This window comes from Sphingomonas arantia, from assembly GCF_042682045.1.
Classification (GTDB): Bacteria; Pseudomonadota; Alphaproteobacteria; order Sphingomonadales; family Sphingomonadaceae; genus Sphingomonas_R; species Sphingomonas_R arantia.
Genome location: NZ_JBHUGS010000002.1, coordinates 674,465 through 699,911 on the forward strand (window position 1 = coordinate 674,465; position 25,447 = coordinate 699,911).

Here is a 25,447-nt window from a genome sequence, read left to right on the forward strand (position 1 = left end):
GCCGCCGCTCCTCTATAGCGCGCCGATGAACGCCCCGCCCCGCTCCTTCCACGTCAAGTCCTTCGGCTGCCAGATGAACGCCTATGACGGCACCCGCATGGCCGAGATGCTGGAGGCGGAGGGCATGACCGCCACCGACGAGGCGACCCAGGCGGACCTCGTCGTGCTCAACACCTGCCACATCCGCGAACGCGCCGCGGAAAAGGTCTATTCCGACATCGGCCGGCTGAAGCGTGCCGACGGCAGCACCCCGATGATCGCCGTCGCCGGCTGCGTCGCGCAGGCGGAGGGGGCCGAAATCCCGCGCCGCGCGCCCACCGTCGACATCGTCGTCGGTCCGCAGGCCTATCACCGTCTGCCCGCCATGGTCGCCGCGGTCACCGCGGGCGCGCGCGCGATCGACACCGACATGCCCGCGCTGTCGAAATTCGCGCAGCTCCCCGTCCGCCGCCGCCAGGGGCCGAGCGCCTTCCTGACCGTGCAGGAAGGCTGCGACAAATTCTGCACCTACTGCGTCGTGCCCTACACGCGCGGCGCCGAAATCAGCCGCCCCTGGGCCCAGGTGATGGACGAGGCGCGCGCGCTGGTGGACGCCGGCGCGCGCGAGATCACGCTGCTCGGCCAGAACGTCAACGCCTGGACCGGCACCGACGGACGCGGGCTCGCCGGTGGCCTCGACGGGCTGATCGCCGAACTCGACCGGCTGCCCGGGCTCGAACGGATCCGCTACACGACCAGCCACCCCAACGACATGACGCAGGGGCTGATCGACGCGCACCGCGACGTCGGGAAACTGATGCCGTTCCTCCACCTCCCCGTGCAGGCCGGCTCCGACCGCATCCTGAAGGCGATGAACCGCAGCCACACGCGCGACAGCTACCTGCGCATCCTCGACCGCGTCCGCGCCGCGCGGCCCGACATCGCGATCTCGGGCGACTTCATCGTCGGCTTCCCCGGCGAAACCGACGCCGACTTCGCCGCCACGCTCGATCTGGTCCGCCAGGTCGGCCACGCGCAGGCCTACAGCTTCAAATACAGCGCGCGCCCCGGCACGCCCGCCGCCACGCTCGACGGCGCGGTGCCGGAGTCGGTCATGGACGAACGGCTCCACGCGCTCCAGGCGCTGATCTGGGAACAGGCGACCGCGTTCAACGCCGCCACCGTCGGCCGCCGCACCCGCATCCTGATCGAACGCGACGGCCGCAAACCCGGCCAGCGGATCGGCAAGTCCCCCTGGCTGCAATCCGTCCACCTCGACACCGACGCCCCCATCGGCGCGATGCTCGACGTGGAGATCGTCAGCGCCGGCCCGAACAGCGTCGGCGGCGCGGCGCTTCTCTAACTTAAGCCCCTCTCCTTCAGGGGAGGGGTTGGGGTGGGGGCAACAGCACCACGCCCACGACGTCGGAGGCTTGAAGAGGTCAGCCCCACCCCAACCCCTCCCCTAAAGGAGAGGGGCTAAGAAGACCCCGAAACCAAATCGCGCGCCTCCACTTTCCAATCTCCCCCCCGCCCCCCATCTCGGCTAGCATCGGTGCGCGCCGGAGTCCCTGGCGGCCGTGGGAGAGTGCGCAGATGACGAGTGTCCATGTCGCGTAAGCCGGTCCAAGCGCGTGCCGGGGATCGCGCCCGGCTCGAAATCCTGTTCGACAAGCCGCAGCTGCTGGGGCGTCTGTTCGGGCAATATGATCAGAACCTGATCGCCATCGAAAGCAAGTTGGGCGTCTACATGTCCGCCCGCGGCAATAAGATCCAGATCGAGGGCGAGGCCGAGGCCGCCGCCCGCGCCCGGGAGGTCCTGACCGGCCTCTACAACCGCATCGTGCAGGGGCAGGACGTCGACGCCGGCATGGTCGACGGCGTGATCCAGATGTCGGCCGAACCCACGCTCGAAGGGATCATCCGCGCCGATGCGGGCGACGCCCCGCCGGTCATGATCCGCACGCGCAAGAAGACGATCGTGCCGCGCACCGGCACGCAAATCGGTTATATGGAGGCGCTCGGCCGCGACGACGTGATCTTCGCGCTCGGGCCGGCGGGCACCGGCAAGACCTATCTCGCGGTGGCACAGGCGGTGCAGCAGCTCATCAACGGATCGGTCCAGCGGCTCATCCTGTCGCGCCCCGCGGTGGAGGCGGGCGAACGGCTCGGCTTCCTGCCCGGCGACATGAAGGAGAAGGTCGACCCCTATCTCCGCCCGCTCTACGACGCGCTGTACGACATGCTGCCGACCGAGCAGGTCGAACGCCGCATCGCCAGCGGCGAAATTGAGATCGCCCCGATCGCGTTCATGCGCGGCCGCACGCTGTCCGACGCCTTCATCATCCTGGACGAGGCGCAGAACACCACCATCGCGCAGATGAAGATGTTCCTGACCCGCTTCGGCATGAACAGTCGCATGGTGGTGTGCGGCGATCCGCGCCAGATCGATCTGCCCGGCGTCGGCCAGTCCGGCCTCGCCGACGCGGTCCGCCGGCTTGAGGGCCTCGAAGGCATCGGCACGATCCGCTTCGGCGCCGCCGACGTCGTCCGCCACCCCATCGTCGGCCGCATCGTCCAGGCCTACGAAGGCCCGGACGATGCGTGACGCCAAACACAACAGAAAGCCCCTCTCCTTCAGGGGAGGGGTTGGGGTGGGGGCAACAGCACCACAATTTCCGACCTCGAACCGTAAAACCCACTACCGGACCAACTCATGATCGAAGTCGCCATCTCCCCCGAAGAAGGCTGGTCCGGCCCGACCGACTGGCAGGCGCTCGCCGACCGCGCCGTCGCGACCGCGCTGCGCCACAGCCCCTACGCCGAACTCATCGACGCCGACGCGCTGGTCGAGGTCTCGGTCCGGTTCACCGACGATGATGAGGTGCAGGGCCTCAACGCCAGCTACCGCGCGAAGGACCGCCCGACCAACGTCCTGAGCTTCCCGATGGTGCAGCCCGACCTGCTCCCCGGCCTCGCCAACACCGACGACGGCGAGATCCTGCTCGGCGACATCGTGCTGGCGTCCGGCGTCTGCGAGCGGGAGGCGGCCGAACGCGGCGTGCCCGTCGAAACGCACGCCACCCACCTCATCGTCCACGGCACGCTCCACCTGCTCGGCCTCGACCATCTCGACGAGGCGACCGGCGACGCGATGGAAGCCGTCGAACGCGCCGCGCTGGCCGCGATCGGCATCGACGACCCCTACGCCGTCGAGGACGACTGAAGGCATCACCCGCCCGGTCCCCCTCGAGCAAAGCCGAGAAGAGGGCAGCCGAAAACAAATCTCCCACCTCCCCATCATCGCGATAGCGACACCCCGCCAATCCGCGCTAGGATTGCGATAACTGCACCGAAGGACCCTACCCCCTCCCATGCCAGACGATTCCAGTAGCAACGAGACCGGCGGCCGATTGTGGGCCGGTCTCCGCAACCTCCTGTTCGGTGAGGACAGCGAACCGAATCTGCGCGACCAGATCGAGGAAGCGATCGAGGACCATGAGGACGGCGGCGCGCGCCCCGACCCGGGCGACCTCTCCCCCGTCGAACGTCAGATGCTCCGCAACCTCCTCCATTTCGGCGAGCGCCGGGTGGGCGAAATCGGCGTCCCGCGGGCGGACATCATCGCGGTCGCCGAAACGATCAGCTTCACCGATCTCGTCGCCGCCTTCGCGGATGCGGGCCACAGCCGCCTGCCGGTGTACCGCGACAGCCTCGATCATGTCGTCGGCATGGTCCATGTGAAGGACGTGTTCGCGATCCTCGCGTCCGGCGGCCCGCACCCAGTCGATCTGACCGGCCTGCTCCGCGAACCGCGCTACGTCCCCGAATCGATGGGCGTGCTCGATCTGCTCGCGGAAATGCGTTCCACCCGCACGCATCTCGCGATCGTGGTCGACGAATATAGCGGCACCGAAGGGCTCGTCACGATCGAGGACCTGATGGAGGAGATCGTCGGCGATATCGAGGACGAGCATGACGAGGCGGCCGACGCGCTGTTCGTTCAGCTCGAGGACGGGATGTGGGATGCCGCCGCCCGGGCCGAGCTGGAGGACATCGCCATCGTCGATCCGCGCCTGGCCGATACGGACGAGGATGTCGAGACGCTCGGCGGCCTCGCCTCCGCGCTCGCCGGCCACGTCCCGCAACCGGGCGAGACGGTACTGCACCCGAGCGGCTGGCGACTGGAGGTCACGGCGGGCGACACCAAGCGCATCCACCGCCTGCGGCTGCACCCCCCGGTCGGCCCGACGCAGGATGCTGACTGAACCGATCGTCACTTGCAATCGCCGCCATATTAGATCGTTATCGCGGCCTGTGTCGCTCGCCCGGAAGGCTCAAGCCGTTGCGTAACCGCATCATCGCCGTCATCGTCCTGCTGCTCGTCCTGGGCGGCGGGCTGTTCTACTGGCTAAGCCGCGGCACCACCGCCAAGCTTGACCTTGCGCAGACGCAGGGCACCAAGCCGGAGATCCCGGAACCGACGACGTCGTGGATCCCGACGGTCAACATCGCACCTGCGGTCGGCTGGAAGGCCGGCGAGGCTCCGACCCCCGCCGCCGGGCTCGCGGTCAACGACTTCGCCGCCGGGCTCGATCATCCGCGCTGGATGCTGTTGCTGCCGAATGGCGACGTGCTGGTCGCCGAAACCAACAAGCCGCCCAAGCCGGGCCAGAGCAAGAGCATCCGCGAGTGGGTCCAGTCAAAGGTCATGGGCCGCGCCGGTGCCGGCGTGGCAAGCCCGAACCGCATCGTCCTGCTGCGCGATGCGGATGGCGACGGCATCGCGGAAAGCCGCTCGACGTTGCTCACCGGCCTGATGTCGCCGTTCGGCATGGCCCTGGTCGGCAACCAGCTCTACGTCGCGAACGCCGACGCGCTCGTGCGCTACCCGTTCACACCCGGCCAGACGAAGATTACCGCCGCGCCCACCAAGGTCGTCGACCTGCCCGGCGGCCCGATCAACCATCACTGGACAAAGAACGTCATCGCCAGCCCGGACGGCAAGCGGCTGTTCGTCACGATCGGGTCGAACAGCAATGTCGGCGAGAACGGCATGGCGGCCGAGGAAGGCCGCGCCGCGATCTGGGAAGTCGATCCCGCCACCGGCAACCACCGAATCTACGCCTACGGCCTGCGCAACCCGAACGGCCTGGCCTACGAACCGCAGTCGAAGCAGCTGTTCACCGTCGTCAACGAACGCGACGAACTCGGGTCCGACATGGTCCCGGACTACCTGACCCACGTCGAATTCGGCGGCTTCTACGGCTGGCCCTACTATTATTGGGGCGGCTACATCGACAAACGCGTGCCGCCGCCGGAAGAAGACATGCGCCAGTACAGCGTCCGCCCCGACTATGCGCTCGGGCCGCACACCGCCTCGCTCGGCCTGACGTTCGCGGATGGCGCGAAACTCGGGGACCGCTTCGCCAACGGCGCCTTCATCGGCCAGCACGGCAGCTGGAACCGCAAGCCGATGTCCGGCTACAAAGTGGTCTACGTGCCCTTCGTCGACGGCCGGCCGACCGGCAAACCCGTCGACGTCCTGACCGGCTTCCTCAGTGCCAAACAGGACGCCCGGGGCCGCCCGGTCGGCGTCATCAAGGACAAGACCGGCGCGCTATTGGTCGCTGACGACGTCGGCAACCGCATCTGGCGCGTAAGTGCCGCGCCCGCGGTACGGACTGCGACGCGGTAGGGACGCCGTGGTCGTGACAGGACGCACGCCAAGGCGGCAATAGCCCGCGACACGCGCCCCACCCCGTTTGGTTCGAGCCTGTCGAGAACTCAGCGCAGCGTTCTCGACAGGCTCGAACCAAACGGATCAGGGGCTGGGCGAATTCACGCGCCCCGGTTTCGGCGACGCCCATCGAAGCGAAATCCCAAAACGCCCCGTCCATCCCGAGCGAAGTCGACGGATCCTTCGAGCAGAGCCGAGAAGCCTACAGCGTCAGCGGGCGAACACCACCCCACCGAGCGCAGTACGCTCGGCGTCCATGGAGTGTTTAGTCTTGGGAAACCCCGGCCGTCCGCAAACCCTCGAGCGCGCTCTCCACGCGGTCCAGCGTGAACGGCTTGGGCAGCGTCGGGCAATCCGCATGGCGCGCGGGCGGCGGGTCGATCATGCCGCCGGTTGCCACGACGAACGCCTTGCCCTGATCGGCCAACGCATCGGCCACCGCCCAGCTCGGCTCGCCACCGCGCAGGTGGACATCCAGGATCGCCATGTCGAACGGCGTGGTGCGGATGTGGTCGAGCGCAGCGGAAACATTGTCCACCGTGCCGGCCACCCGGTGCCCCAGCGCGTCGACGAAATCTTCCAGCATCATCGCGATCAGGGGTTCGTCTTCGACAATCAGAACGGACAATGGCTGCGTCATGAAAGGGGCATTACGGGATGCCCGCCACGCCGCAAAGCCAATTCGCTACGCTGCCGGTCCAATTGACTGACTTGGATCAAGACCGAGCGAGTTATCCCGCGATATCGCTCCGCCCGACCGCCGCCCCCAGCGCGTCGCGCGCCGCCTGTCCAAGCTGCTGTACCGAAAACGGCTTGGGCAGGAACGCGACATTGTCGATCGCGATCGACTTGCGCAGCTGCTCCTCGGCATAGCCCGACATGAACACGATCGGCAGCCGCGGCAGCACCGCCCGCGCGTGACGGACCATCGTCGGTCCGTCCATCGTCGGCATCACCACGTCGGAGATCAGCAGGTCGATCGTCGCCGGTTCCGGATTGCCGGCCCCCCAAGTTCCGATCCCGAGCATCTCCAGCGCCAGCTCGCCGTTCGCGGCGGTCAGCACGCGGTAGCCCTGCCGCGTCAGCGCGCGTTCCGCGACCGCACGAACCATATCCTCGTCCTCGACCAGCAGGATCGTGCCGGAGCCCCACACCTCGGACGGCTTCTCACGCGGCAGCGGCAGCACCACCTCCGCCTTCGAATCGGCCAGATGGACCGGCAGGTAGATGACGAACGTCGTCCCCTCCCCCAGCTTCGAATCGGCAAAGATGAACCCGCCCGACTGCTTGACGATACCGTACACCGTCGACAGCCCCAGCCCCGTCCCCTTGCCGACCGGCTTGGTCGTGTAGAACGGCTCGAACACCTTGCTCAGCACCTCGGCCGGAATGCCGGTGCCGGTGTCGGTCACCGACAGCGCGGTATAGTCGCCCACGGGCAGCACGTCGGACCCGAGATCGCGCACCTGCGCCGCGGTCACGCCGTAGGTCTGCAGCGTCAGCGTGCCGCCCCCCGGCATCGCATCGCGCGCATTCACCGCCAGATTGACGATCACCTGTTCCAGCTGCCCCGGATCGGCGCGCACCGCCCCCAGCGCGCGGCCATGCTTGACCTGCAACGCCACGGTCTCGCCCAGCAACCGCTTCAGCAGGTTCGAGATTTCCGAGATCACGTCGGGCAGTTGGAGCACCTGCGGCCGCAGCGTCTGCTGGCGCGAGAAGGCAAGCAGCTGCCGCGTCAGGCCGGCCGCGCGGTTCGAGTTGTGCTTGATCTGCTGGATGTCATCATAGTCGCTGTCGCCCGGCGTGTGGCGCATCATCATCAGGTCGCAATGCCCGATGATCGCGGTCAGGATATTGTTGAAATCATGCGCCACGCCGCCGGCCAGCTGGCCCACCGCCTGCATCTTGGTCGCCTGCGCCACCTGCCGCTTCAGCTTCGATTCCTCGGTGCTGTCCTTCAGGCTCAACAGGACGGACGCGTCGCCCAGCCCGCGCGCGGTGGCGATGGTCAGCGACACGGGCTCGTCCGGCCGGTGGCGCAACCGCACGGACAGGTCGCCCGAATGCTGCCGACCGGACCCGGATCCGAACCGCCGCACCGCATCGGACACCGCGCCCTTGTCCTCCTTCACCACCAGGTCGCTCGGATACACCGCCGCCTGTCCCGCGGGCAGCCCCGCCGCACGCTCGAACGCCGCATTGACGAACAGCAGCCGCCCATCGCGTTCCGCCAGCGCAAGGCCGAGCGGCAGCATGCCGAGCAGGTTGTGGATATGGACCGCCGACCCGGCATCGCCCGTCGGAGTCGCGCCCGGCCCGGGGCTGTCGTCCAGGATCAGGAACAGGCTGGTGTCGCGGTCGGGATCGATCGGCACCTGCACCAGCCGCAGCGGATCGACCTCGTCGCCGTCGCCGGCAAAGCGAATCCGGTCGTCCGGCCCGCGGCGCAGCAGGTCGGTCAGCGTCCGTCCGGTCGCGTCCACCCCGCTCAGCCCCGCGCCGGTTCCGGTCGCATCCAGCGCGCGCGCCGACAGTACGCGGTTCGCGCCGAGCAGCCGCCCGTCCCGATCGACCAGCGCCGCCATCACGCCGGCATCGCCCATCCGCCGCCCCGGCTCGCCCGTCACCAGCGCCAGCAGGTCGCGCACCGGATCGTCGGTCAGATGCGGCCGGAACCGCCAGACGAGATGATCCTCCGACTGGCCCGCACGCAAGACCGTCACCGACAGCCTGCGATGCTCGGTATTGAGCAACGCCGCCGCGCCGATCCCGTCGCGCCACGCCGCACGCCCCGCCGCGCTCAGTGCCAGGCTGCCCTCCCCGTCGAACAGGATGCCCGACGGCGGCGGCAATCCCCCGAACCAGCTTTCGTACATGCGGTTCGCGCACAGCAGCTGCCCGTCGCGGTCGGTGATCGCCACCGCGTCGTGGTCCTGCTCGATCCCCGCCAACGCCAGCGACCAGTCGACCCCCGGTCCCGCACCCGCTTCGCCCCCCGTCCGCACGGTGCGCGTGAACCAGACGAGCGCGACGATCGCCGCCAGCGTCGCAAGGAACATGGTCGCGACCATCACATCGCCCGCGAACCACCAGATCGCCACGGCACTTGCCAGCGCGACGCAAGCCACCGCGGTGAGCGCGATCCGGTGGCGGACGTCGGGATCGGCGGGGTCAGGGGACGGTGTCATGCGTGGATGCGCTTTCGACCCGCCGGGGGTGCATCGTCAAGCCGCCTGCCATGGGCGGTGTCGCAACGGGGTGGCGCCGACCGCCACCCCTGCCATGATTACCAGATGCGGACGCGCTCGGCCGGCGTCAGGTACAGTTTCTCGCCCGGCTTCGGCTTGTACGCCGCATACCAGGGGTCGAGGTTGCGGACCACGTTCGCACGCTGTTCGGCGGGCGAATGCGGATCGGTCAGCAACTGCTGGCGCAACGCGGCCTCGCGGTCGTTGCGGCGCCACACCTGCGCCCAGCCCAGGTAGAAGCGCTGGTCGCCGGTCATTCCGTCGATCACCGGCGCGGGCTTGCCGCCCAGCGACTTCTGGTACGCGCCATACGCGGCGGTCAGCCCGGCCAGATCGCCGATATTCTCGCCCAGCGTCAGCCCGCCCTGCACGTGCAGCCCCGGGATCGGCTCGTACTTGTCATACTGCGCCACCAGCTGGCCGGTCAGTGCCTTGAACTGCGCGACGTCCTTGGGTGTCCACCATTCGGTCAGCTTGCCGGTGCTGTCGTACTGCGACCCCTGATCGTCGAAATGATGGCTGATCTCGTGGCCGATCACGGCACCGATCCCGCCATAGTTTACCGCCGGATCGGCGTTCGGATCGAAGAACGGCGGCTGCAGGATCGCCGCCGGGAACACGATCTCGTTCATGCCGAAATTGGCATAGGCGTTGATCGTCGTCGGGGTCATGCCCCATTCCTCGCGGTCGAGCGGCTTGCCCAGCTTGTTCAGGTCGCGCTGGAACTCGAACGCCGTCGCACGCTGCACATTGCCGAGCAGGTCGCTCCGGTCGATCTTCAGCGCGGAATAATCGCGCCACGTGTCCGGGTAACCGATCTTGGCGCGGAACGCGGCCAGCTTGGCGCGCGCCTTCACCTTCGTCTCGGGCGCCATCCACGTCAGCGCGTCGATCCGGTCGCCCATCGCGGCGATCACGTTCTTCACCAGCAGGTCGGCCTGCGCCTTGGCTTCCGGCGGAAAATACTTAGCGACGTAGATCTTGCCGAGATCCTCGCCGACCTGCCCGTTGACCAGCGCCACGCCGCGCTTCCAGCGATCACGGTTCTGCGGCGTGCCCTGCAACTGCGTCGAATTGAACGCGAACGACGCGTCGACAAACGGCTGCGAAAGGAACGGCGCGAACCGGTTGATCGCGCGCAGCTTCATGTAATCCTGCAACACATTGAGCGGCGTCGCGGCGATCACCGCGGCACTGCCCGTGAACGCGGTCGGCTGCGCGACCAGGAACTGCGTCTGGCCGTTCACGCCGGTCGCGGCGAGATATGCCGTCCAGTCGAACCCGGGTGCCTTCTGCGCGAAATCGGCGGCCGACCATTTGTTGTACGTCTTGACCGCATCGCGCGAATCGATCCGCGTCCACTGGACCTGCGCCAGCTTCGTCTCGAACGCGATCACTGCCTGCGCCCGCGCCGCGCCGTTGGGCAGCCCCGCCAGCGCGAACAGCTTCGTCAGATACCCGGCATAGGCGGTCCGCGCCTCGACCAGCTTCGGATCGGTCTTGAGGTAGTAGTCGCGGTCGGGAAGCCCCAGCCCGCCCTGCGCCATCGACACGATGTAGGTTTCGGGATTGCGATCGTCCTGACCCACGCCCAACCGGAACGGCGACGGCACGCCGAACCGTGCGAGCTTGCCCATCTCGGCTGCCAGCGCCGGCTTCGTCTTGGCCGCATCGATCGCATCCAGCGTCGGCTTCAGCGGGGCCGCGCCCTTGGCGTCGACCGCCGCCTGATCGACGAAGCTGGCGTATAGATCGCCGATCCGCGTCCCCGGCGTCCGCGCCGCTTCCTCCAGGATCGCGCGGCTGCGCTCGGTCGACAGGTCGTCCAGCTTGGTGAACATGCCGAAGCTCGACCGATCGGCCGGGATCGGGTTCGTCTTCTTCCACGTGCCGCTGGCGAACGCGTCGAAATTGTCACCCGGTGCCACGCTGCGGTCCATGCCCGCGGTGTCGAACCCGAACGTGCCGAGTTCCGGCTTGCCGCCATTGACTGCGGCCACGGGGCGCGGCGCAGGTGCATTTGCGGTCTGGGCGAACCCGGTGGTGGCGATGCTGGCAAACGCGGACGCGCCCAGCAGGGCGATCTTCAGACGCATGGAAATCCTTCTCGATCGGGTGCCGCGGACGACGCGGCTAGACCCCGGAGTGTACGGACTTCAGGCGACTATGCGAGCATTTCCGTCGCCGCTCCTGACATCTCTGTCGCAAAGCTCAGAGGCCGCGCAGCGCCCGTTCCCGGCCGCGCGCGTGCCATTTGTGACCGATCCAGATCCGCCAGCCGATCGTCGCGACCGCATAGCCCGCCAGCCCCATCCCGACCGCCAGCACGGTGAGCCCGATCAGCAAGCCCGGCGCCGCCGAGGACAGCAGCCAGTGCTTCCAGTCCGCAAAGGTCGCGCCCGCATGGATCATCCGCATCACCGACCCGGGATCGGTCTCCATCCCGAACAGCGCGGACGCGATCCACAGCGACGCGATCACGATCAGCGGCGTCGTCAGCGGGTTGGACAGGAACGTCGTCCCCGTCGTCAACGGCACGTTGGCGCGGAACGGGATCGCCAGCATCGCGGCCGACAGCGGCTGCACCACCGGGATCATCACGAATATCCCGACCAGCAATCCGAGCCCGATCGCCCGCGGCACTGACCGCCGGGTGAAACGCCACAGCGCCGGGCGCAGCAACAAATGCGCCACGGGCCGCAACAGACGGTTCGCCTCCAGCTCCTCGCGGGCCGGCATGATCGCGCGGATGCGATCGGCGAGCCAGGTCTTAGCCACGTTCGCGCATGATCCGGGCTCGGTCGCGCGACCAGTCGCGGTCCTTCTGAACCTCGCGCTTGTCGTGCAGCTTCTTGCCCTTCGCCAGCGCCAGTTCGACCTTCGCCCGCCCGCGCCCGTTGAAATAGATCGCCATCGGGATCAGCGTCATCCCCTCGCGCGACACGCCGGTCCGCATCTTCTCGACCTCGCGTTCGTGCAGCAGCAGCTTGCGCGGGCGCTTGGGCTCGTGATTGAACCGGTTGCCGAAATTATATTCCGGCACGTTGGCGTTCACCAGATAGACCTGGCCGTCCTTCACCTCGGCATAGCTCTCCGCGATCGACCCCTCGCCGAACCGCAGCGACTTCACCTCTGTGCCGGTCAGCGCGATGCCCGCCTCGAAGAACTCCTCGAGGAAATATTCGAACCGCGCACGGCGATTCTCGGCGACCACCTTCACCTTTTCGAACTGCGGGGGCTTGGGACGCGCCATCAGGCAGCACGCTCGCGGAGAGGGAAAACGATCATGATCCGGCCTAGATGGTCCGTCCGGCCGCGCTTCACAACAGTCCGGCCACCAGCAGGGCAGCATCGACCTGCGCCCGGCTCGCCGCGGACGGCTCCGTCATCGGCAGGCGCAGCTCGGCCGGGAAATCGGACAGCACGCGCGACAGGGCATATTTCACCGGCCCCGGCGACGCATCGCTGAACAGCGCAGTGTGCAGCGGGAACAGCTTGTCCTGCAACGCCAGCGCATCGCCCCAGCGCCCCTCCAGGCACGCATCCTGGAACTCCGCGCACAATGCCGGCGCGACGTTGGCGGTGACCGAGATGCACCCCACCCCGCCCATCGCCATGAACCCCAGCGCCATGTCGTCATTGCCCGACAGCTGGCAAAAGTCGCTCCCGCACGCCAGCCGCTGCGCCGTCACGCGCACCGCATTGCCGGTCGCATCCTTCACCCCGATCACGCCCGGCATCTCCGCCAGCCGTGCCATCGTGTCGACATGGATATCGACGGAGGTTCGGCCGGGCACGTTGTAGAGCATGATCGGCAGGTCGCAGCCGTCGGCCAGCGCCTCGAAATGCGCGACGATCCCGGCTTGCGACGGGCGGTTATAGTAAGGCGGCACCAGCAAAGCCGCCGCCGCCCCCGCCCGCTGCGCCGCGCGCATATGTTCCAGCGCGACGCGCGTATCGTTCGATCCGCATCCCGCGATTACCGGCACGCGCCCCGCCGCCTGCTCGACGCAGACCGACACGACGCGGTCATGCTCGACGATCGTCATCGTGGCACTTTCCCCGGTCGTCCCGCACGGCACCAGCGCGCTGCTGCCCGATTCGATCTGCAGGTCGATGAACTTCCGATATGTGCCTTCGTCGAACGCCCCATCGCGGAACGGCGTTACCAAGGCCGGAATGGACCCGCGAAACATGCGCTTCTCCCCTTCACCCGGACGCCGCCAACCGGCATAGTCGCCGGCATGTCACAGCCCCGTGATCGTTCAGCGCCTGATAAGGACGCCCCTGCCACCGTGTCCAGCATGCTTAGTCGTATCCTCGTCTCCTCGACGCTCCTCGCATCGGTCGCGGCCGCCGCGATGACGCTGCAACCGCAGGGTGGCGCGCTCGTCCCGCCGGCGTTGCCCGCGCCCGGTTATGCCGTGCCGTCGTCGGCCATGCCGGTCACAGGCTATACCGCCCCGGGCTATGATCCGATCCGTTCCGCCATCGCGGAATGGACCCGGCTGCGGCAATCCGACTCCTATGCGTTCGGCGATTATGCGCGGTTCCTGACCGCACACCCCGGCTGGCCGGGCGACGTCGCGATGCGCCGCACGGCGGAGAAGCGGCTGGAGACAAGCGGCGCGGATCCGCAGACGATCGTCGCCTTCTTCACGCGCTATCCCCCGCGCACGCCGGCCGGCAACGCGCGCTTCGCCGATGCGCTGGCCGCACTCGGCCGCGCGGCGGATGCGCAGACCGCGGCGACCGCGGCCTGGACGGGCGGCTACCTGCCGCCGGATCTGGAGGCCGGCATCGCCTTGCGCTACGGCCCGCGCTTCACCACCGTGGACCAGGACCGGCGGATGGAGGCGCTGCTCTGGGCACGCGCCACCGTCCCCGCGATGCGCCAGCTCCCGCTCGTCTCACCCGCCCGCCGGCCGCTCTATGCCGCGCGCATCGCGTTGCAGAGCAACCAGCCCGGCGCCGGCACCGCCCCCGCCAGCTTCGACAGCGATCCGGGCTATGTCGTTGATCGCGCCAACTGGCTGCGTAACGGCGGACAGGTGCCGGCTGCGCGCGCCTACCTCGCATCGCCGCTCAGGATCGAGGGGCAACCCTATGATGCAGAACGTTATCTCGACGCGCTGCTGACCATTGCACGCGGTGCGGCGACCGACAACCAGTCGAGCTACGCCTATGCCATCGCGGAAAAGGCGGAGGCTGCGTTCCCGGCCGGCACCAATATCCGCGAGCGTGATCTGGACGAGCGCGACGACTATACGAGCCTCGTCTGGCTGGGCGGCATCACCGCGTTCAAAAAGCTCAACCGCCCGGCGGACGCCGCGACGATGTTCGCGCGCTACGCCCGCGCCGCGCAGACGCCCCAGACCCAGACCAAGGGGCTCTACTGGGCCGGCCGTGCGGCGCAGGCCGCAGGCAACACCACCGCCGCCAACGCTTATCTGTCCGAAGCCGCGCAGCACATGGACCAGTTCTACGGTCAGCTGTCCGCCGAACGGCTCGGCCGTGCGATGGTCCTGCCGCCCGAACCCGCCGCGCCCGTCGTCGGTGCCGCCGAACGCGCCGCATTCGAATCGAGCGAACCGGTCCGCGCCGCCCGCCTGCTCGGCCGCGACGGCAACTGGCAAGACCAGACCTTGTTCGTCCGCGCGATCGCCGCGAACGCGAAGGATCAGGTCGCCCACCAACTCGCCGTCGATCTGTCGCGCAGCATGAACCGCCCCGACCTCGGCGTCATGGTCGCGCGCAATGCGCGGATCGGCACGACCGACCCAGTGCGTTACGGCTTCCCGACCATGACGGTCCCCGGTGCGTACGCCAGCGACTGGACGATGATCCACGCGATCAGCCGCCAGGAAAGCCAGTTCGACCGCCAGGCCAACAGCCGCGTTGGCGCCCGCGGCCTGATGCAGCTCATGCCCGGCACCGCGCGCGAAACCTCGGGTAAACTCGGTTTGTCGTATGATTACGGACGTTTGACGAGCGATCCGCAATATAACATCATGCTCGGCGCCAGCTATTTCCGCCGTATGCTCGACTATTATGGCGGCAGCCATGTGCTGGCGGTCGCGAGCTACAACGCCGGCCCGGGCAATGTGAACAAGTTCATCCGCGCCAACGGCGACCCCCGCATGGCCGGCGTTGACGTCATCGACTGGATCGAGGCGATCCCGCTCTCCGAAACGCGCGGCTACGTCCAGCACGTCCTGGAGAACGCCGTCGTCTACGACATGATGAACCCGAGCCGCGCCAAGATGCCGGCGACAAACCGCCTCTCTGCTTACCTGGGCAAGCGGACCGCAGGCTGATCGCTTCGCACTTGGCCCCTCTCCTTCAGGGGAGGGGTTGGGGTGGGGGCAACAGCACCATAAGCGCAACACCAGCCGGCTATCCAACCAACCACATGGACCGCCCCAACTACATCACCCCCACCGGCTACCACGCCATGCAGGCCCGCTACCGCCACCTGCTCGGCGAAGAGCGCCCCAAGCTCGTCGAAGTCATCAGCTGGGCGGCGGGCAACGGCGACCGCTCCGAAAACGGCGACTATATTTACGGCCGCAAGCGCCTCCGCGAAATCGACCGCGAACTCGGCTGGCTCTCCAAACGCATGAAGGCCGCCAAGATCGTCGACCCCGCCCATCAGACGGAGCGCCACCGCGTCCTGTTCGGCGCCTGCGTCACGATCGCCGACGAGGACGACGCCGAGCGCACGCTCACCCTGGTCGGCGAGGACGAGACCGACACTGCCGCCGGCCGGATCAGCTGGTCCTCCCCGATCGCCCACGCCCTGCGCGGCGCCACCATCGGCGACGTCCGCCGCGTCGACCTCCCCGGCGGCACGAAGGACTACGAAGTCCTGACGATCACATACCCGTCAGAGCGGTCCTGACGCCCCCCGTCGAGCTCAAAATCCCCACCCCGTTCGGTTCGAGCCTGTCGAGAACCCCGCGGGAAGTTCTCGACAGGCTCGAACCAAACGGGGCGTAAGGCCTCCCCTCAATCCAGCTTCAGCGCCGCCCCGAAATGCGCCTTCGCCAGCGCGATCATCTCCGGATCCGCCTCGGGCGCGTCCATCGGCACATGCTTCTCCAGCACCTTCGCCACATGGGTCAGCGCCGCGATCCGCGCCGCCTTCTTGTTCCCCGCATCCACGACATGCCACGGCGCGACGTCCGTATCGGTATGGCGGAACATGTCCGCCATCGCATCGAGATAGCCCGCCCGCTTGTCACGGTTACGGAAGTCGTCGGCCCCCGTCTTCCAGCGCTTCCACGGATGCCGCACGCGCCGCATGATCCGCTCGTCCTGCTCCGTCTGGTCGATATGCAGGAACAGCTTCACGATCTTCGTTCCGTCCGCACATTGCTGCGCCTCGAACGCGTTGATCTCGTCATAGCCGCGCCGCCGCTCGTCCTCGGTCGCATAGCCCTCGACCCGCTCGACCAGCACGCGCCCGTACCAGCTGCGATCGAACACCGCGATCCGCCCCGCGGCGGGCAACCGCGTCCAGAACCGCCACAGAAAATGCCGCGACGCCTCCTCCGGCGACGGTGCCGCGATCGGCCACACCTGGAAATAGCGCGGGTCCCATTCCGCCGTCATCCGCTGGATCGCGCCACCCTTGCCCGCCGCGTCCCAGCCTTCGAACAGGATGATCGACCGCCGCTTGTGGACGATATGGGCGACCATGATCCGGGTCAGCCGCTCCTGCAGCTTCGCCAGATCCTCCTCATAATCGCCGTCATATTTCGCGCCGGTCTCATACTCGGAAAGGTCGATGCCCATCGCGGCTACTCCGTTCGGTTACGCCTTCGGGCCGTCGACCACCCGGATCGACAGCTCGCGCAACTGGCGCGGCGTCGCGGGCGCGGGCGCCTGCATCATCAGGTCCTCGGCGCGCTGGTTCATCGGGAACAGCACGACCTCGCGGATGTTCGGCTCCTCCGCCAGCAGCATCACGATCCGGTCGATCCCCGGCGCGGAGCCACCATGCGGCGGCGCGCCGAACTTGAACGCGTTGATCATGCCCGAGAAATTCGTGTCGACATCGGCCTGCGAATAACCGGCGATCTCGAACGCCTTGTACATGATCTCCGGCTTGTGGTTCCGGATCGCACCACTTGAGAGCTCGACACCATTACAGACGATATCATACTGATAAGCCAGGATATCGAGCGGATCCATCGTCTCCAGCGCGTGCAGTTCGCCCTGCGGCATCGAGAAGGGATTGTGGCTGAAATCGACCTTCTTGGCGTCCTCGTCATATTCGAACATCGGGAAGTCGACGACCCAGCAGAACTTGAACACGCCCTCCTCGATCAGGCCCAGCTCCTCGCCCGTCCGGGTCCGCGCCGCACCGGCCAGCTTCGCGGTCGCCAGCTCCTTGCCCGCAGCGAAGAACACGCCGTCGTTCGGCCCCAGGCCCAGCGCCGCGATCAGCTTCGCGGTCGCCTCCTCGCCGTGGTTCTTGGCGATCGGCCCGCCGGGCACGCCGTCCTTGATGTTGATATAGCCCAGGCCCGCATGCCCGGCCGCGCGCGCCCACTCGTTCATCTCGTCGAAGAACTTGCGACTCTTCGCCCCCGCGCCCGGTGCCGGGATCGCGCGGACCACGCCGCCGCCTTCGACGATCTTGGCGAACAGGCCGAAGCCCGAACCGACGAAATGCTCGGTCACGTCGACGATCTCGATCGGGTTGCGCAGGTCCGGCTTGTCCGACCCGTAACGCAGCATCGCGTCGCGGTACGCGATCCGCGGGAACGGCGCGGCCGTCACCGTGCGGTTGACCGCGAACTCCTCGAAGATGCCGTGCAACACCGGTTCGATCGCTGCGAAAACATCGTCTTGCGTGACGAAGCTCATCTCGAAATCGAGCTGGTAGAACTCGCCCGGCGACCGGTCGGCGCGCGCATCCTCGTCGCGGAAGCACGGCGCGATCTGGAAATAGCGGTCGAACCCGGCGACCATCAGCAGCTGCTTAAACATCTGCGGCGCCTGCGGCAGCGCGTAGAACTTGCCCGGATGCACCCGGCTCGGCACCAGATAGTCGCGCGCACCTTCCGGCGACGACGCGGTCAGGATCGGCGTCTGGAATTCCATGAACCCCTGGTCGATCATCCGCCGGCGGATCGATGCGATGACGTTCGACCGCAGCACGATGTTGCGGTGGATCCGCTCACGGCGCAGATCGAGGAAGCGATAACGCAGCCGGATATCCTCGGGATATTCCTGGTCGCCCGCCACCGGCATCGGCAGTTCGCTGGCCGACGACTGCACCGTGACCGCGTCCGCGACGACCTCGATCGCGCCCGTCGCCAGGTTCGCGTTCGTCGCCTCGGCACCGCGCGCCACGACGGTGCCGTCAATCGTCACCACCGATTCGGCGCGCAGCCCGTCCAGGATGCGCAGCGCATCGCTGTCCGCCTTCGCGACGATCTGGGTCAGCCCGTAATGATCGCGCAGATCGACGAACAGCACGCCGCCATGGTCGCGTTTCCGGTGGACCCAGCCCGACAGGCGGACGGGCGCGCCGACGTCGCTTTCGCGAAGGGCGGCGCAGGTGTGCGTGCGGTAGGCGTGCATGTTGAAATTCACTCGAATAGTGATTTTGGAATGATGCCGCTTCACGCGTGCGACCCCGGTTTGTCAAGGCGCGCGCAGTCGCTATGACAGTCTCATGAAGATCCATCCCCTGATCACCGACAGCCAGACGCTTGCCGATCTGTGCGCCCGCCTTTCCAAATCGCCCTTCGTCGCGGTCGATACCGAATTCATGCGCGAAAACACCTACTGGCCGGAACTCTGCCTGATCCAGATCGGCGATGCGGAGGAAGCCGCGGCGATTGATCCGAAGGCCAAGGGGCTCGACATGACCCCGCTGATGGACCTGATGGTCGAGAACGAGGACGTTCTGAAGGTTTTTCACGCCGGCGGGCAGGACCTTGAGATCATTCATAACATCACCGGCAAGACGCCCTACCCGTTGTTCGACACGCAGGTCGCAGCGATGGCGCTCGGGATGGGCGAGCAGATCGGCTATTCCAACCTGGTCGAGAGCATGATCGGCGTGAAGCTGGACAAGGGCGCGCGCTTCACCGACTGGGCGCGCCGCCCGCTCGACCGGCGGCAGATCGACTATGCGATCGGCGACGTCACCTATCTCGCTGATATCTTCCCCAAGATGCTCGGCAAGCTGAAGCGCCAGGGCCGCGGTGCCTGGCTGGATCAGGAGATGGAGCGGCTCGGCGATCCGGCGAGCTACGTCAACATTCCCGACCTCGCCTGGCTGCGGATCAAGATCCCGAGCCGCAAGGCCGACGTGCTCGGCCGGCTGAAGGCGATCGCCGCGTGGCGCGAGCGCGAGGCGCAGACCAAGAACCTGCCGCGCGGCCGCCTGATCAAGGACGAGACGATCGCCGATCTCGCCGCCCACCCCCCGGTGCAACAGAACGACCTTTCGCGCGTCCGCGGCATGAGCCCGAGCTGGGCGTCGAACGACATCGGCGCGCGGCTGCTCGCCGTGATCCGCGACGCGCCGCCGCTGTCCGATGCGGAGATGCCGGCGCGCGAGGACCGCAAGCCGGGGCTCGGCAAGGACGGCTCGCTGGTCGCGGACCTGCTGAAACTCCTCCTCAAGATCCGCGCTCGCGATGCCGATGTCGCCTCGAAGCTGATCGCCCGCGCCGACGAACTTGAGCATCTCGCCGCCGGACGCCGCGAGGGGCTGTCGATGCTCGAAGGCTGGCGCTTCGAACAATTTGGCCGCGACGCGCTCGACCTGGTCGAAGGCCGCCTCGCCTTCGCGGTCGTGAACGGCAAACTGACCATGACGCGCACCGCGCTGGAGACGGACAATGACGATCGGCACGACACGGGCAGCGGCGATTCTGATGATGACGCTGGCCTGCGGTTGCATGCGGACGGGTGACACCGTCCGACCAGTGGCGACTGCCGAAATCTGCGACGCCGGCCGGATCGCCGATGCGGTGGGCAAACCGGTGTCGGACGAAACGGCGGAAGGTTGGCGCCGTCAGAGCGGCGCGCGCACCATCCGGATCGTGCGGCCGGGTATGATGGTCACTGCGGATCTCCGCCCTGACCGGCTGACCGTAGATGTCGATGCCGCCGGGCTTGCGACGCGGGTTGTCTGCGGTTGATTTTCGCGGATTGAGACAGGGAAAGGCTGGCTGCCCGTTGACGTAGCGGATCCGCTTGGCTCCGCATCATAACTCCCGCCCATCCCGAGCGAAGTCGAGGGACCGGCCGAGCGCAGCCGAGGCTTCCGACTTTAACGCTTCTCGACTGCGCTCGAAGAAGTCCCTCGACTGCGCTCGGGATGGACGGGGGTTGGGTGAGACCCAAAGTGTCGGAAGCCGAGAGATCCGAGCTCAGGTGAAGGGCGGGGACGCGTTACCAAACGGTCGCGCCAGATGACGGCCCGCCCCCGCCCCACACGAATCAGAACGGTAGCTTGAACCCCGGCGGCAACGGAATACCCGCCGTCATCTTGCTCATCTCCGCGGAGGAAGCGGCGTCCGCCTTCGTACGGGCGTCGTTCAGCGCGGCGGCGATCAGGTCTTCCAGCATCTGCTTTTCCGACGCGACCATCAGGCTGTCGTCGATCGACACGCCCAGGATGCGGCCCTTCGCGGTCGCCTTGATCGTGACAAGTCCGCCGCCGGACACGCCTTCGATTTCGATCGTGTCGAGGCTGTCCTGCGCCTGCGACAACTGGTTCTGCACATTCTGGGCCATCGCCAGGATATCGTCGAGATTCTTCATGCGTGCGCACTCCTCTGATCCAGCGTGTAGCCCAGCAACTCGGTATCGGGAAAGGCCTCGCGCGCAGCCCGCACGACCGGCGAGTCCCACACCACCGCGCGCTCGGCCGCCTGCATCGCGCGTTCCTGCTCCAGCATCGTCGGCGCGGCATCGCCCTCCTCCGCCGAAACCGTCCAGACCGTGTCGGTCAACCGGCGCAGCGCCCCCGCCAGCTTGCGCAGATCAATCGGCCGCGTCGGGCGCACCACCAGTTCGGGCGGCGCATACCGAACAAGCCCAGCGAAATCGTGCAGCTCCTGCGCCAGCAGCGGCTCCCCGCGATCTTCGAGCAGGTCGTGCAACGCGCGAAAATCAGCCGGCAGCACAGGCTTCGGCGGCACGACCGGCGTGGGGGGCGGAACCGGCGCGGCGGCAACTGGTGCGGGCGCAGGCGGCGCGACCGATGGCTCATAGGCGGAGGACACCGCGGCCGCGGCCGGCGCAGACGCACTCGTCGCAGCAGGGGCAACCCCCGCCGCTTCCATCCCCGTCAGCCGGCGAATCAGCTCCCCCGGATCGGGCAGCGTGCTCGCATGAACGATCCGCAGCAGCGCCATCTCGGCCGCCTCCATCGGCAGGATCGCCGACTGGACCTCCTCATGCCCTTTCAGCAGCAGTTGCCACATGCGGTGCAGCACGGGATATCCCAGCCGACTCGCCCAGTCTGCGAACGCCTCACGCTCCTCCGCCGACAGTGCGGGATCGACATGATCGCCGACCTTGGCGCGCGTCACGCCGTGGCACGTCTCGAGCAACCCGCGGAACAACGCGGTCGGATCGACGCCCAGCTCATGCTGCCGCCCCACCGCCGCCAGCACCGCCGGCGCATCGCCCGCGAGGAGCTTTGCGAACAGCGCGCGCACCGCCCCGCGATCGGACAGCCCCAGCATGTCGCGCACCTGCGCCGCGTCGACCCGGTCCTGCCCATGCGCGATCGCCTGGTCCAGGATCGACAGCCCGTCGCGCGCCGACCCCTCCGCCGCCCGCGCGATCAGCGCCAGCGCCTCGGGCTCGGCCTCGACGCCCTCCTGCTCCACCACATGCGCGAAATGACGGGTCAGCAAGTCCGCTGGGATCCGCCGCAGGTCGAACCGCTGACAACGCGACAGCACGGTCACCGGGATCTTGTTCACTTCCGTGGTGGCGAACAGGAACTTCACATGCGCCGGCGGCTCCTCCAGCGTCTTCAACAACCCGTTGAACGCCGCCTTGGACAGCATGTGGACTTCGTCGATGATGTAGATCTTGTAGCGCGCCGAGACCGATGCATAGCGCACCGCCTCGATGATCTCGCGGATGTCGTCGATGCCGGTGTGGCTCGCGGCGTCCATCTCGGTCACGTCGATATGGCGGCCCTCGGCGATCGCGCGGCACGGGTCGCACACGCCGCACGGGTCGATCGTCGGCCCGCCCTGCCCGTCCGGCCCGATGCAGTTCAGCGCCTTGGCGATCAGACGCGCGGTCGACGTCTTGCCCACCCCGCGCACGCCGGTCAGCAGGAACGCATGCGCCAGCCGATCGCGCCGGATCGCATTGCCCAGCGTCGTCACCATCGCATCCTGCCCGATCAGCTCGGCAAAGGTCTGCGGACGGTATTTGCGCGCCAAGACGCGGTAGGGAACTGCGGATTCGGCCATGACACGGATTTAGGTCATCGGCGGGCGGTTGTCGAAGGGAGAGCTTGGGTTCGCTACGTGAAGGGCGCCCGTCCAGCCGAAAGGAGATCCCGGCCTGCGCCGGGATGACGGCCTTAGTAATGATGCCTTGTTAATCGCCCCTCAGTCGTCATCCCGGCGAAAGCCGGGATCTCCCTGAGGCGAGGACGACATCTTTGCGGAGCGCCCAAAGCCGCTCAACCAACCATCAATGTAAGAAGGTGGGAGCCGGAACGACCCGGTACGAAATCGTTGTGGCTGCTTCCTTCCGGATCTGACCAGATTGGCGACAGCATCGTCCGCCCGACTCCCGCGCCGCCTATGCGACATGCGCGGGTGGAGGGCAAGGGTTTGCGTTTGCAGAGCTAAAACGACTGTTCCCCGGCGAAGGCCGGGGCCTAGGTGAAGCGGTTCCGCCTAGGCCCCGGCCTGCGCCGGGGAACTACATCATACCAATGCGGTGTGACGGGACACTAAGGCAACCCCGTCACAACCTAACCATCAAGCCTCGCGGAAGATCTTCCCCCAGGCGCGCACCGGCCGGTCCTTCCAGTGACCGCGATGATAAGCATCGCTCGCCAGGAGCGGCATGACCGAGCCGGCCTCCGCGAACACCATCTGCTCGATGCCGGTGTTCACCTTGCCCCAGCTCGCTGCTTCCTGAAGCGTCGAGGACGAGCAGGCACCGTCGCGCACGTCGGCGACGGTGATCTGCACCGCGTACTTGTGAACCTGCACATCGTCATGACCCAGGATCTCGGCGCAGACGACCGTGTCCTGAATGAAGTTCTTCGGCACGCCGCCGCCGATCATCAGCAGGCCGGTGACGCCCGCCTCGATCTTGATCTGCGTGAGCTCACGGAAATCGGCGATCGCGTCGAGCACCATGTAGGGCTTGCCCGCCTTCACCGCATCGACCTGATGCTTCACCAGCCCGAACCCGGCCGACGAATCGACGAACGCCGGGCAGAAGATCGGCACGTCGTGCTCGTAGGCGAGCTTGACGAGGCTGTTGTCCTTCTTGCCATGCTCGACGAGATACTTGCCCATCTCGCGGATGAACTCGCGGCTGGAATAGGCGCGCGGCTCCAGCGTCTCGGCGATCTCGAAGATCGTGTGATCGACGTGCTGCAGCTGCTCTTCGTCGATATAGGTGTCGTAGATCCGGTCGATCAGCAGCGAGCGCAGCGTGTCGTCGTCCGGCACGTCGAGCGCCTGATAATGCTTGTGGCCGAGACCCTCGAAGAAATCCATGTCGACGATCGACGCGCCGGTCGCGACGATGCCGTCGATCATGTTGTTGCGCAGCAGCTCGGCATAGAGGTCCATGCACCCGCCCGCCGAGGTCGACCCGGCGATGACCAAGAAGATCGTGCAGTCCTTATCGGCCAGCATCTGGTTGTAGATCTCGGTCGCACGGCCCAGGTCGCGGCTGGTGAACGACATCTTCTTCATCGCGTCCACGATCGGGCGCGCGTCGAATTCGCGGATGTCGATATGCTCGACTTCGGTGGACAGCAGCTCCGCCTTGCGGACGTCGTTGATCTTGGTGTCGGTCATGGGTGCTCCAGACGATGGGCAGGCTCGACCCCGGTCATGGGATCGAGCCTGCACTCTAATTCCGCATCCCGGCCGGGCCGGGGTGCAATGCTACAGGTGATGGATCGGTTCGGTTACAGCGTAACGACGTTCGACGGCATCATGATGTCGTCTTCTTCGACATACACGGTGGCCATCGGCTCGTCGGTCGCCAGCACGGTTTCGCCCGCGGTGAAGCCGTTGAACCCGGTCCGCATCGCGCACCCGTAGGCGCCGAGCATACCGATCTCGATATAGTCGCCCGCCTTGGTATCGGCGGGCAGCATGAACGGTCCGACCATATGGTCCATGTCGTCGCACGTCGGCCCGTAGAAGCTGAACCCGACATCCTTGGCGTTCGACGTCACGTCGCGCACCAGTTCGGTCGGGAAACGCCACGCGACATGCGCCGCATCGAACAGCGCGCCATACGCGCCGTCGTTGATGAACAGCTCGTCGCCGCGACGCTTCTCAACGCGGACCAGCAGGCTGGCATATTCCGCGCACAGTGCACGACCCGGTTCGCACCACAATTCGGCGGAGTAGCTGATCGGCAGGCTTTCGAACGCCTGCTTGATCGCGTCGAAATATGCGCCCAGCGGCGGCGGCGTCATGCCCGGATAGGTCGACGGGAACCCGCCGCCCACGTCCACGACGTCCACCGTGACGGCGGCGTTGACGATCGCTTCGCGCACCCGGCCCATCGCCTGGATGTAGGCCGCCGGGCTCATCGCCTGCGAACCGACATGGAAACAGATGCCGAGCGCGTCGGCCACCTGACGCGTCGCGAGCAGCAACGGTGCCGCGTCGCGCGCCTCGACCCCGAACTTCGACGCCAGGCTGAGCTTGCTGTGATCCGAAGACACGCGCAGCCGGACGCACAGCGTCAGGTCCGTCGCGTCGTTCGTCGCGCGGCAGATCTTTTCGAGTTCTTCAAGCGAATCGAGCGAGAAGGTGCGCACGCCGTGAACGGCATAGGCCTCCGCGATCGCCTCTTCCGCCTTCACCGGGTGCATGAAACACAGGACGGCGTCCGGCAGCGTACGAGCAACCAGCCGCACCTCGGCGATCGAGGCGACGTCGTAATGCGTAATGCCGCTGTCCCACAGAACCTTCAGCAGGTCTGCGGATGGGTTCGCCTTGACCGCATACATCGAGCGACCCTGGAACTTCTCTACGAAGTACCGGGCCGCGCGCCGTGCGGCGTGCGGACGAATCAGCGTGACCGGTTGAACCGGACGAAGGGCAGTTGCTAGCCCCAGCGCGCTATGATGCTTGTGCAATTCAAGGGACCTCCAGTGGTCGTTCCGACAAAGCTGCCTTGCGGTGGAAGTCCCATGGGGCAGCGGACGCATCCATATGAACCAGTCGCCCCCCTGTAAAGTTGCAATTGAAACGTCACGAAGTGCAAT

21 protein-coding genes and 1 other RNA gene are annotated in these 25,447 nt (G+C 67.1%); 9 read left to right on the top strand and 13 right to left on the bottom strand.

Translation table 11 applies throughout. From position 1 onward, the window contains the following. The first annotated feature begins 25 nt into the window (after positions 1-25). The 5 genes from miaB (at position 26) to ACFSGX_RS08875 (ending at position 5,677) form a co-directional block, all read left to right on the top strand. Entirely contained in the window at positions 26-1,342 is a 1,317-nt protein-coding gene (gene miaB, locus ACFSGX_RS08855; protein ID WP_380929189.1) for a tRNA (N6-isopentenyl adenosine(37)-C2)-methylthiotransferase MiaB, read from the top strand. A 246-nt stretch (positions 1,343-1,588) separates the two neighbouring features. Beyond that, positions 1,589-2,587 carry a PhoH family protein gene (locus tag ACFSGX_RS08860; protein WP_380929191.1) on the top strand — a complete coding sequence of 333 codons (999 nt, stop codon included), beginning with the start codon at positions 1,589-1,591 and terminating at the stop codon, positions 2,585-2,587. Between the two features lie 108 nt (positions 2,588-2,695). Beyond that, positions 2,696-3,205 carry an rRNA maturation RNase YbeY gene (gene ybeY / locus ACFSGX_RS08865; protein ID WP_380929193.1) on the top strand — a complete coding sequence of 170 codons (510 nt, stop codon included), beginning with the start codon at positions 2,696-2,698 and terminating at the stop codon, positions 3,203-3,205. A gap of 148 nt (positions 3,206-3,353) precedes the next feature. After that, positions 3,354-4,247, top strand: a complete 894-nt coding sequence (locus tag ACFSGX_RS08870) for a hemolysin family protein (protein WP_380929195.1) — start codon at positions 3,354-3,356, stop codon at positions 4,245-4,247. Positions 4,248-4,324: 77 nt separating this feature from the next. Beyond that, positions 4,325-5,677: a PQQ-dependent sugar dehydrogenase gene (locus tag ACFSGX_RS08875; RefSeq protein WP_380929197.1), complete on the top strand. Its 1,353-nt coding sequence runs from the start codon at positions 4,325-4,327 to the stop codon at positions 5,675-5,677. Between the two features lie 307 nt (positions 5,678-5,984). On the opposite strand, the gene ACFSGX_RS08880 is transcribed toward ACFSGX_RS08875, so the two are convergent. From ACFSGX_RS08880 to dapA, 6 genes are all read right to left on the bottom strand, one after another. Further along, entirely contained in the window at positions 5,985-6,359 is a 375-nt protein-coding gene (locus tag ACFSGX_RS08880; protein ID WP_380929198.1) for a response regulator, read from the bottom strand. A 91-nt stretch (positions 6,360-6,450) separates the two neighbouring features. Continuing rightward, positions 6,451-8,910: a hybrid sensor histidine kinase/response regulator gene (locus ACFSGX_RS08885; RefSeq protein WP_380929200.1), complete on the bottom strand. Its 2,460-nt coding sequence runs from the start codon at positions 8,908-8,910 to the stop codon at positions 6,451-6,453. A 98-nt stretch (positions 8,911-9,008) separates the two neighbouring features. Continuing rightward, the gene (locus tag ACFSGX_RS08890; RefSeq protein ID WP_380929202.1) at positions 9,009-11,066 is read right to left on the bottom strand and encodes a M13 family metallopeptidase; all 2,058 of its coding nucleotides are present in this window, start codon (positions 11,064-11,066) and stop codon (positions 9,009-9,011) included. A 115-nt stretch (positions 11,067-11,181) separates the two neighbouring features. Next, the gene (locus ACFSGX_RS08895; RefSeq protein ID WP_380929204.1) at positions 11,182-11,748 is read right to left on the bottom strand and encodes a DUF2062 domain-containing protein; all 567 of its coding nucleotides are present in this window, start codon (positions 11,746-11,748) and stop codon (positions 11,182-11,184) included. Continuing rightward, on the bottom strand, positions 11,741-12,223 hold the full coding sequence (gene smpB / locus ACFSGX_RS08900; RefSeq protein WP_157177364.1) for an SsrA-binding protein SmpB: 483 nt from the start codon (positions 12,221-12,223) through the stop codon (positions 11,741-11,743). The genes ACFSGX_RS08895 and smpB overlap by 8 nt, the downstream gene beginning before the upstream one ends. Positions 12,224-12,290: 67 nt before the next feature. Continuing rightward, on the bottom strand, positions 12,291-13,166 hold the full coding sequence (dapA, locus tag ACFSGX_RS08905; RefSeq protein ID WP_380929206.1) for a 4-hydroxy-tetrahydrodipicolinate synthase: 876 nt from the start codon (positions 13,164-13,166) through the stop codon (positions 12,291-12,293). A gap of 108 nt (positions 13,167-13,274) precedes the next feature. Here dapA and ACFSGX_RS08910 point away from each other — a divergent pair, with 108 nt between their 5' ends. Both ACFSGX_RS08910 and ACFSGX_RS08915 read left to right on the top strand, forming a co-directional pair. Further along, positions 13,275-15,287 (top strand): lytic transglycosylase domain-containing protein, encoded by a 2,013-nt coding sequence (locus tag ACFSGX_RS08910; RefSeq protein WP_380929208.1) that lies wholly within the window; start codon positions 13,275-13,277, stop codon positions 15,285-15,287. A 95-nt stretch (positions 15,288-15,382) separates the two neighbouring features. Further along, positions 15,383-15,871 carry a GreA/GreB family elongation factor gene (locus tag ACFSGX_RS08915; RefSeq protein WP_380929210.1) on the top strand — a complete coding sequence of 163 codons (489 nt, stop codon included), beginning with the start codon at positions 15,383-15,385 and terminating at the stop codon, positions 15,869-15,871. Between the two features lie 107 nt (positions 15,872-15,978). On the opposite strand, the gene ACFSGX_RS08920 is transcribed toward ACFSGX_RS08915, so the two are convergent. Both ACFSGX_RS08920 and aspS read right to left on the bottom strand, forming a co-directional pair. Continuing rightward, entirely contained in the window at positions 15,979-16,767 is a 789-nt protein-coding gene (locus tag ACFSGX_RS08920; protein WP_380929212.1) for a polyphosphate kinase 2 family protein, read from the bottom strand. A gap of 18 nt (positions 16,768-16,785) precedes the next feature. Beyond that, the gene (gene aspS, locus ACFSGX_RS08925) at positions 16,786-18,564 is read right to left on the bottom strand and encodes an aspartate--tRNA ligase (RefSeq protein ID WP_380930021.1); all 1,779 of its coding nucleotides are present in this window, start codon (positions 18,562-18,564) and stop codon (positions 16,786-16,788) included. A 94-nt stretch (positions 18,565-18,658) separates the two neighbouring features. Here aspS and rnd point away from each other — a divergent pair, with 94 nt between their 5' ends. Together rnd and ACFSGX_RS08935 are read left to right on the top strand one after the other, a co-directional pair. Then, the gene (rnd, locus tag ACFSGX_RS08930) at positions 18,659-19,909 is read left to right on the top strand and encodes a ribonuclease D (RefSeq protein WP_380929214.1); all 1,251 of its coding nucleotides are present in this window, start codon (positions 18,659-18,661) and stop codon (positions 19,907-19,909) included. Next, on the top strand, positions 19,872-20,138 hold the full coding sequence (locus ACFSGX_RS08935) for an I78 family peptidase inhibitor (protein WP_380929215.1): 267 nt from the start codon (positions 19,872-19,874) through the stop codon (positions 20,136-20,138). The genes rnd and ACFSGX_RS08935 overlap by 38 nt, the downstream gene beginning before the upstream one ends. 301 nt (positions 20,139-20,439) lie before the next feature. Here ACFSGX_RS08935 and ACFSGX_RS08940 read toward each other — a convergent pair whose 3' ends face one another. The 5 genes from ACFSGX_RS08940 to ACFSGX_RS08960 form a co-directional block, all read right to left on the bottom strand. Then, positions 20,440-20,763 (bottom strand): YbaB/EbfC family nucleoid-associated protein, encoded by a 324-nt coding sequence (locus ACFSGX_RS08940; RefSeq protein ID WP_157177372.1) that lies wholly within the window; start codon positions 20,761-20,763, stop codon positions 20,440-20,442. Then, positions 20,760-22,439, bottom strand: coding sequence for a DNA polymerase III subunit gamma/tau (locus tag ACFSGX_RS08945; RefSeq protein WP_380929217.1), 1,680 nt, complete (start codon positions 22,437-22,439; stop codon positions 20,760-20,762). The genes ACFSGX_RS08940 and ACFSGX_RS08945 overlap by 4 nt, the downstream gene beginning before the upstream one ends. 235 nt (positions 22,440-22,674) lie before the next feature. After that, positions 22,675-22,772: signal recognition particle sRNA small type (gene ffs, locus ACFSGX_RS08950), an RNA gene on the bottom strand. Positions 22,773-22,958: 186 nt separating this feature from the next. Then, positions 22,959-24,017, bottom strand: a complete 1,059-nt coding sequence (locus ACFSGX_RS08955) for a 1,9-bis(guanidino)-5-aza-nonane synthase (protein WP_380929219.1) — start codon at positions 24,015-24,017, stop codon at positions 22,959-22,961. Positions 24,018-24,130: 113 nt separating this feature from the next. After that, entirely contained in the window at positions 24,131-25,318 is a 1,188-nt protein-coding gene (locus tag ACFSGX_RS08960) for a type III PLP-dependent enzyme domain-containing protein (protein ID WP_380929221.1), read from the bottom strand. Between the last annotated feature and the right edge of the window lie 129 nt (positions 25,319-25,447).

What these genes read in the sequence shown, in the direction of transcription:
- miaB (WP_380929189.1), top strand. Translation starts at nt 26, where the DNA reads ATGAACGCCCCGCCCCGCTCCTTCCACGTCAAGTCCTTCGGCTGCCAG.
- ACFSGX_RS08860 (WP_380929191.1), top strand. Translation starts at nt 1,589, where the DNA reads ATGTCGCGTAAGCCGGTCCAAGCGCGTGCCGGGGATCGCGCCCGGCTC.
- ybeY (WP_380929193.1), top strand. Translation starts at nt 2,696, where the DNA reads ATGATCGAAGTCGCCATCTCCCCCGAAGAAGGCTGGTCCGGCCCGACC.
- ACFSGX_RS08870 (WP_380929195.1), top strand. Translation starts at nt 3,354, where the DNA reads ATGCCAGACGATTCCAGTAGCAACGAGACCGGCGGCCGATTGTGGGCC.
- ACFSGX_RS08880 (WP_380929198.1), bottom strand. Translation starts at nt 6,359, where the DNA reads ATGACGCAGCCATTGTCCGTTCTGATTGTCGAAGACGAACCCCTGATC.
- ACFSGX_RS08885 (WP_380929200.1), bottom strand. Translation starts at nt 8,910, where the DNA reads ATGACACCGTCCCCTGACCCCGCCGATCCCGACGTCCGCCACCGGATC.
- ACFSGX_RS08890 (WP_380929202.1), bottom strand. Translation starts at nt 11,066, where the DNA reads ATGCGTCTGAAGATCGCCCTGCTGGGCGCGTCCGCGTTTGCCAGCATC.
- smpB (WP_157177364.1), bottom strand. Translation starts at nt 12,223, where the DNA reads ATGGCGCGTCCCAAGCCCCCGCAGTTCGAAAAGGTGAAGGTGGTCGCC.
- dapA (WP_380929206.1), bottom strand. Translation starts at nt 13,166, where the DNA reads ATGTTTCGCGGGTCCATTCCGGCCTTGGTAACGCCGTTCCGCGATGGG.
- ACFSGX_RS08910 (WP_380929208.1), top strand. Translation starts at nt 13,275, where the DNA reads ATGCTTAGTCGTATCCTCGTCTCCTCGACGCTCCTCGCATCGGTCGCG.
- ACFSGX_RS08915 (WP_380929210.1), top strand. Translation starts at nt 15,383, where the DNA reads ATGGACCGCCCCAACTACATCACCCCCACCGGCTACCACGCCATGCAG.
- ACFSGX_RS08920 (WP_380929212.1), bottom strand. Translation starts at nt 16,767, where the DNA reads ATGGGCATCGACCTTTCCGAGTATGAGACCGGCGCGAAATATGACGGC.
- aspS (WP_380930021.1), bottom strand. Translation starts at nt 18,564, where the DNA reads ATGCACGCCTACCGCACGCACACCTGCGCCGCCCTTCGCGAAAGCGAC.
- rnd (WP_380929214.1), top strand. Translation starts at nt 18,659, where the DNA reads ATGAAGATCCATCCCCTGATCACCGACAGCCAGACGCTTGCCGATCTG.
- ACFSGX_RS08935 (WP_380929215.1), top strand. Translation starts at nt 19,872, where the DNA reads ATGATGACGCTGGCCTGCGGTTGCATGCGGACGGGTGACACCGTCCGA.
- ACFSGX_RS08940 (WP_157177372.1), bottom strand. Translation starts at nt 20,763, where the DNA reads ATGAAGAATCTCGACGATATCCTGGCGATGGCCCAGAATGTGCAGAAC.
- ACFSGX_RS08945 (WP_380929217.1), bottom strand. Translation starts at nt 22,439, where the DNA reads ATGGCCGAATCCGCAGTTCCCTACCGCGTCTTGGCGCGCAAATACCGT.
- ACFSGX_RS08955 (WP_380929219.1), bottom strand. Translation starts at nt 24,017, where the DNA reads ATGACCGACACCAAGATCAACGACGTCCGCAAGGCGGAGCTGCTGTCC.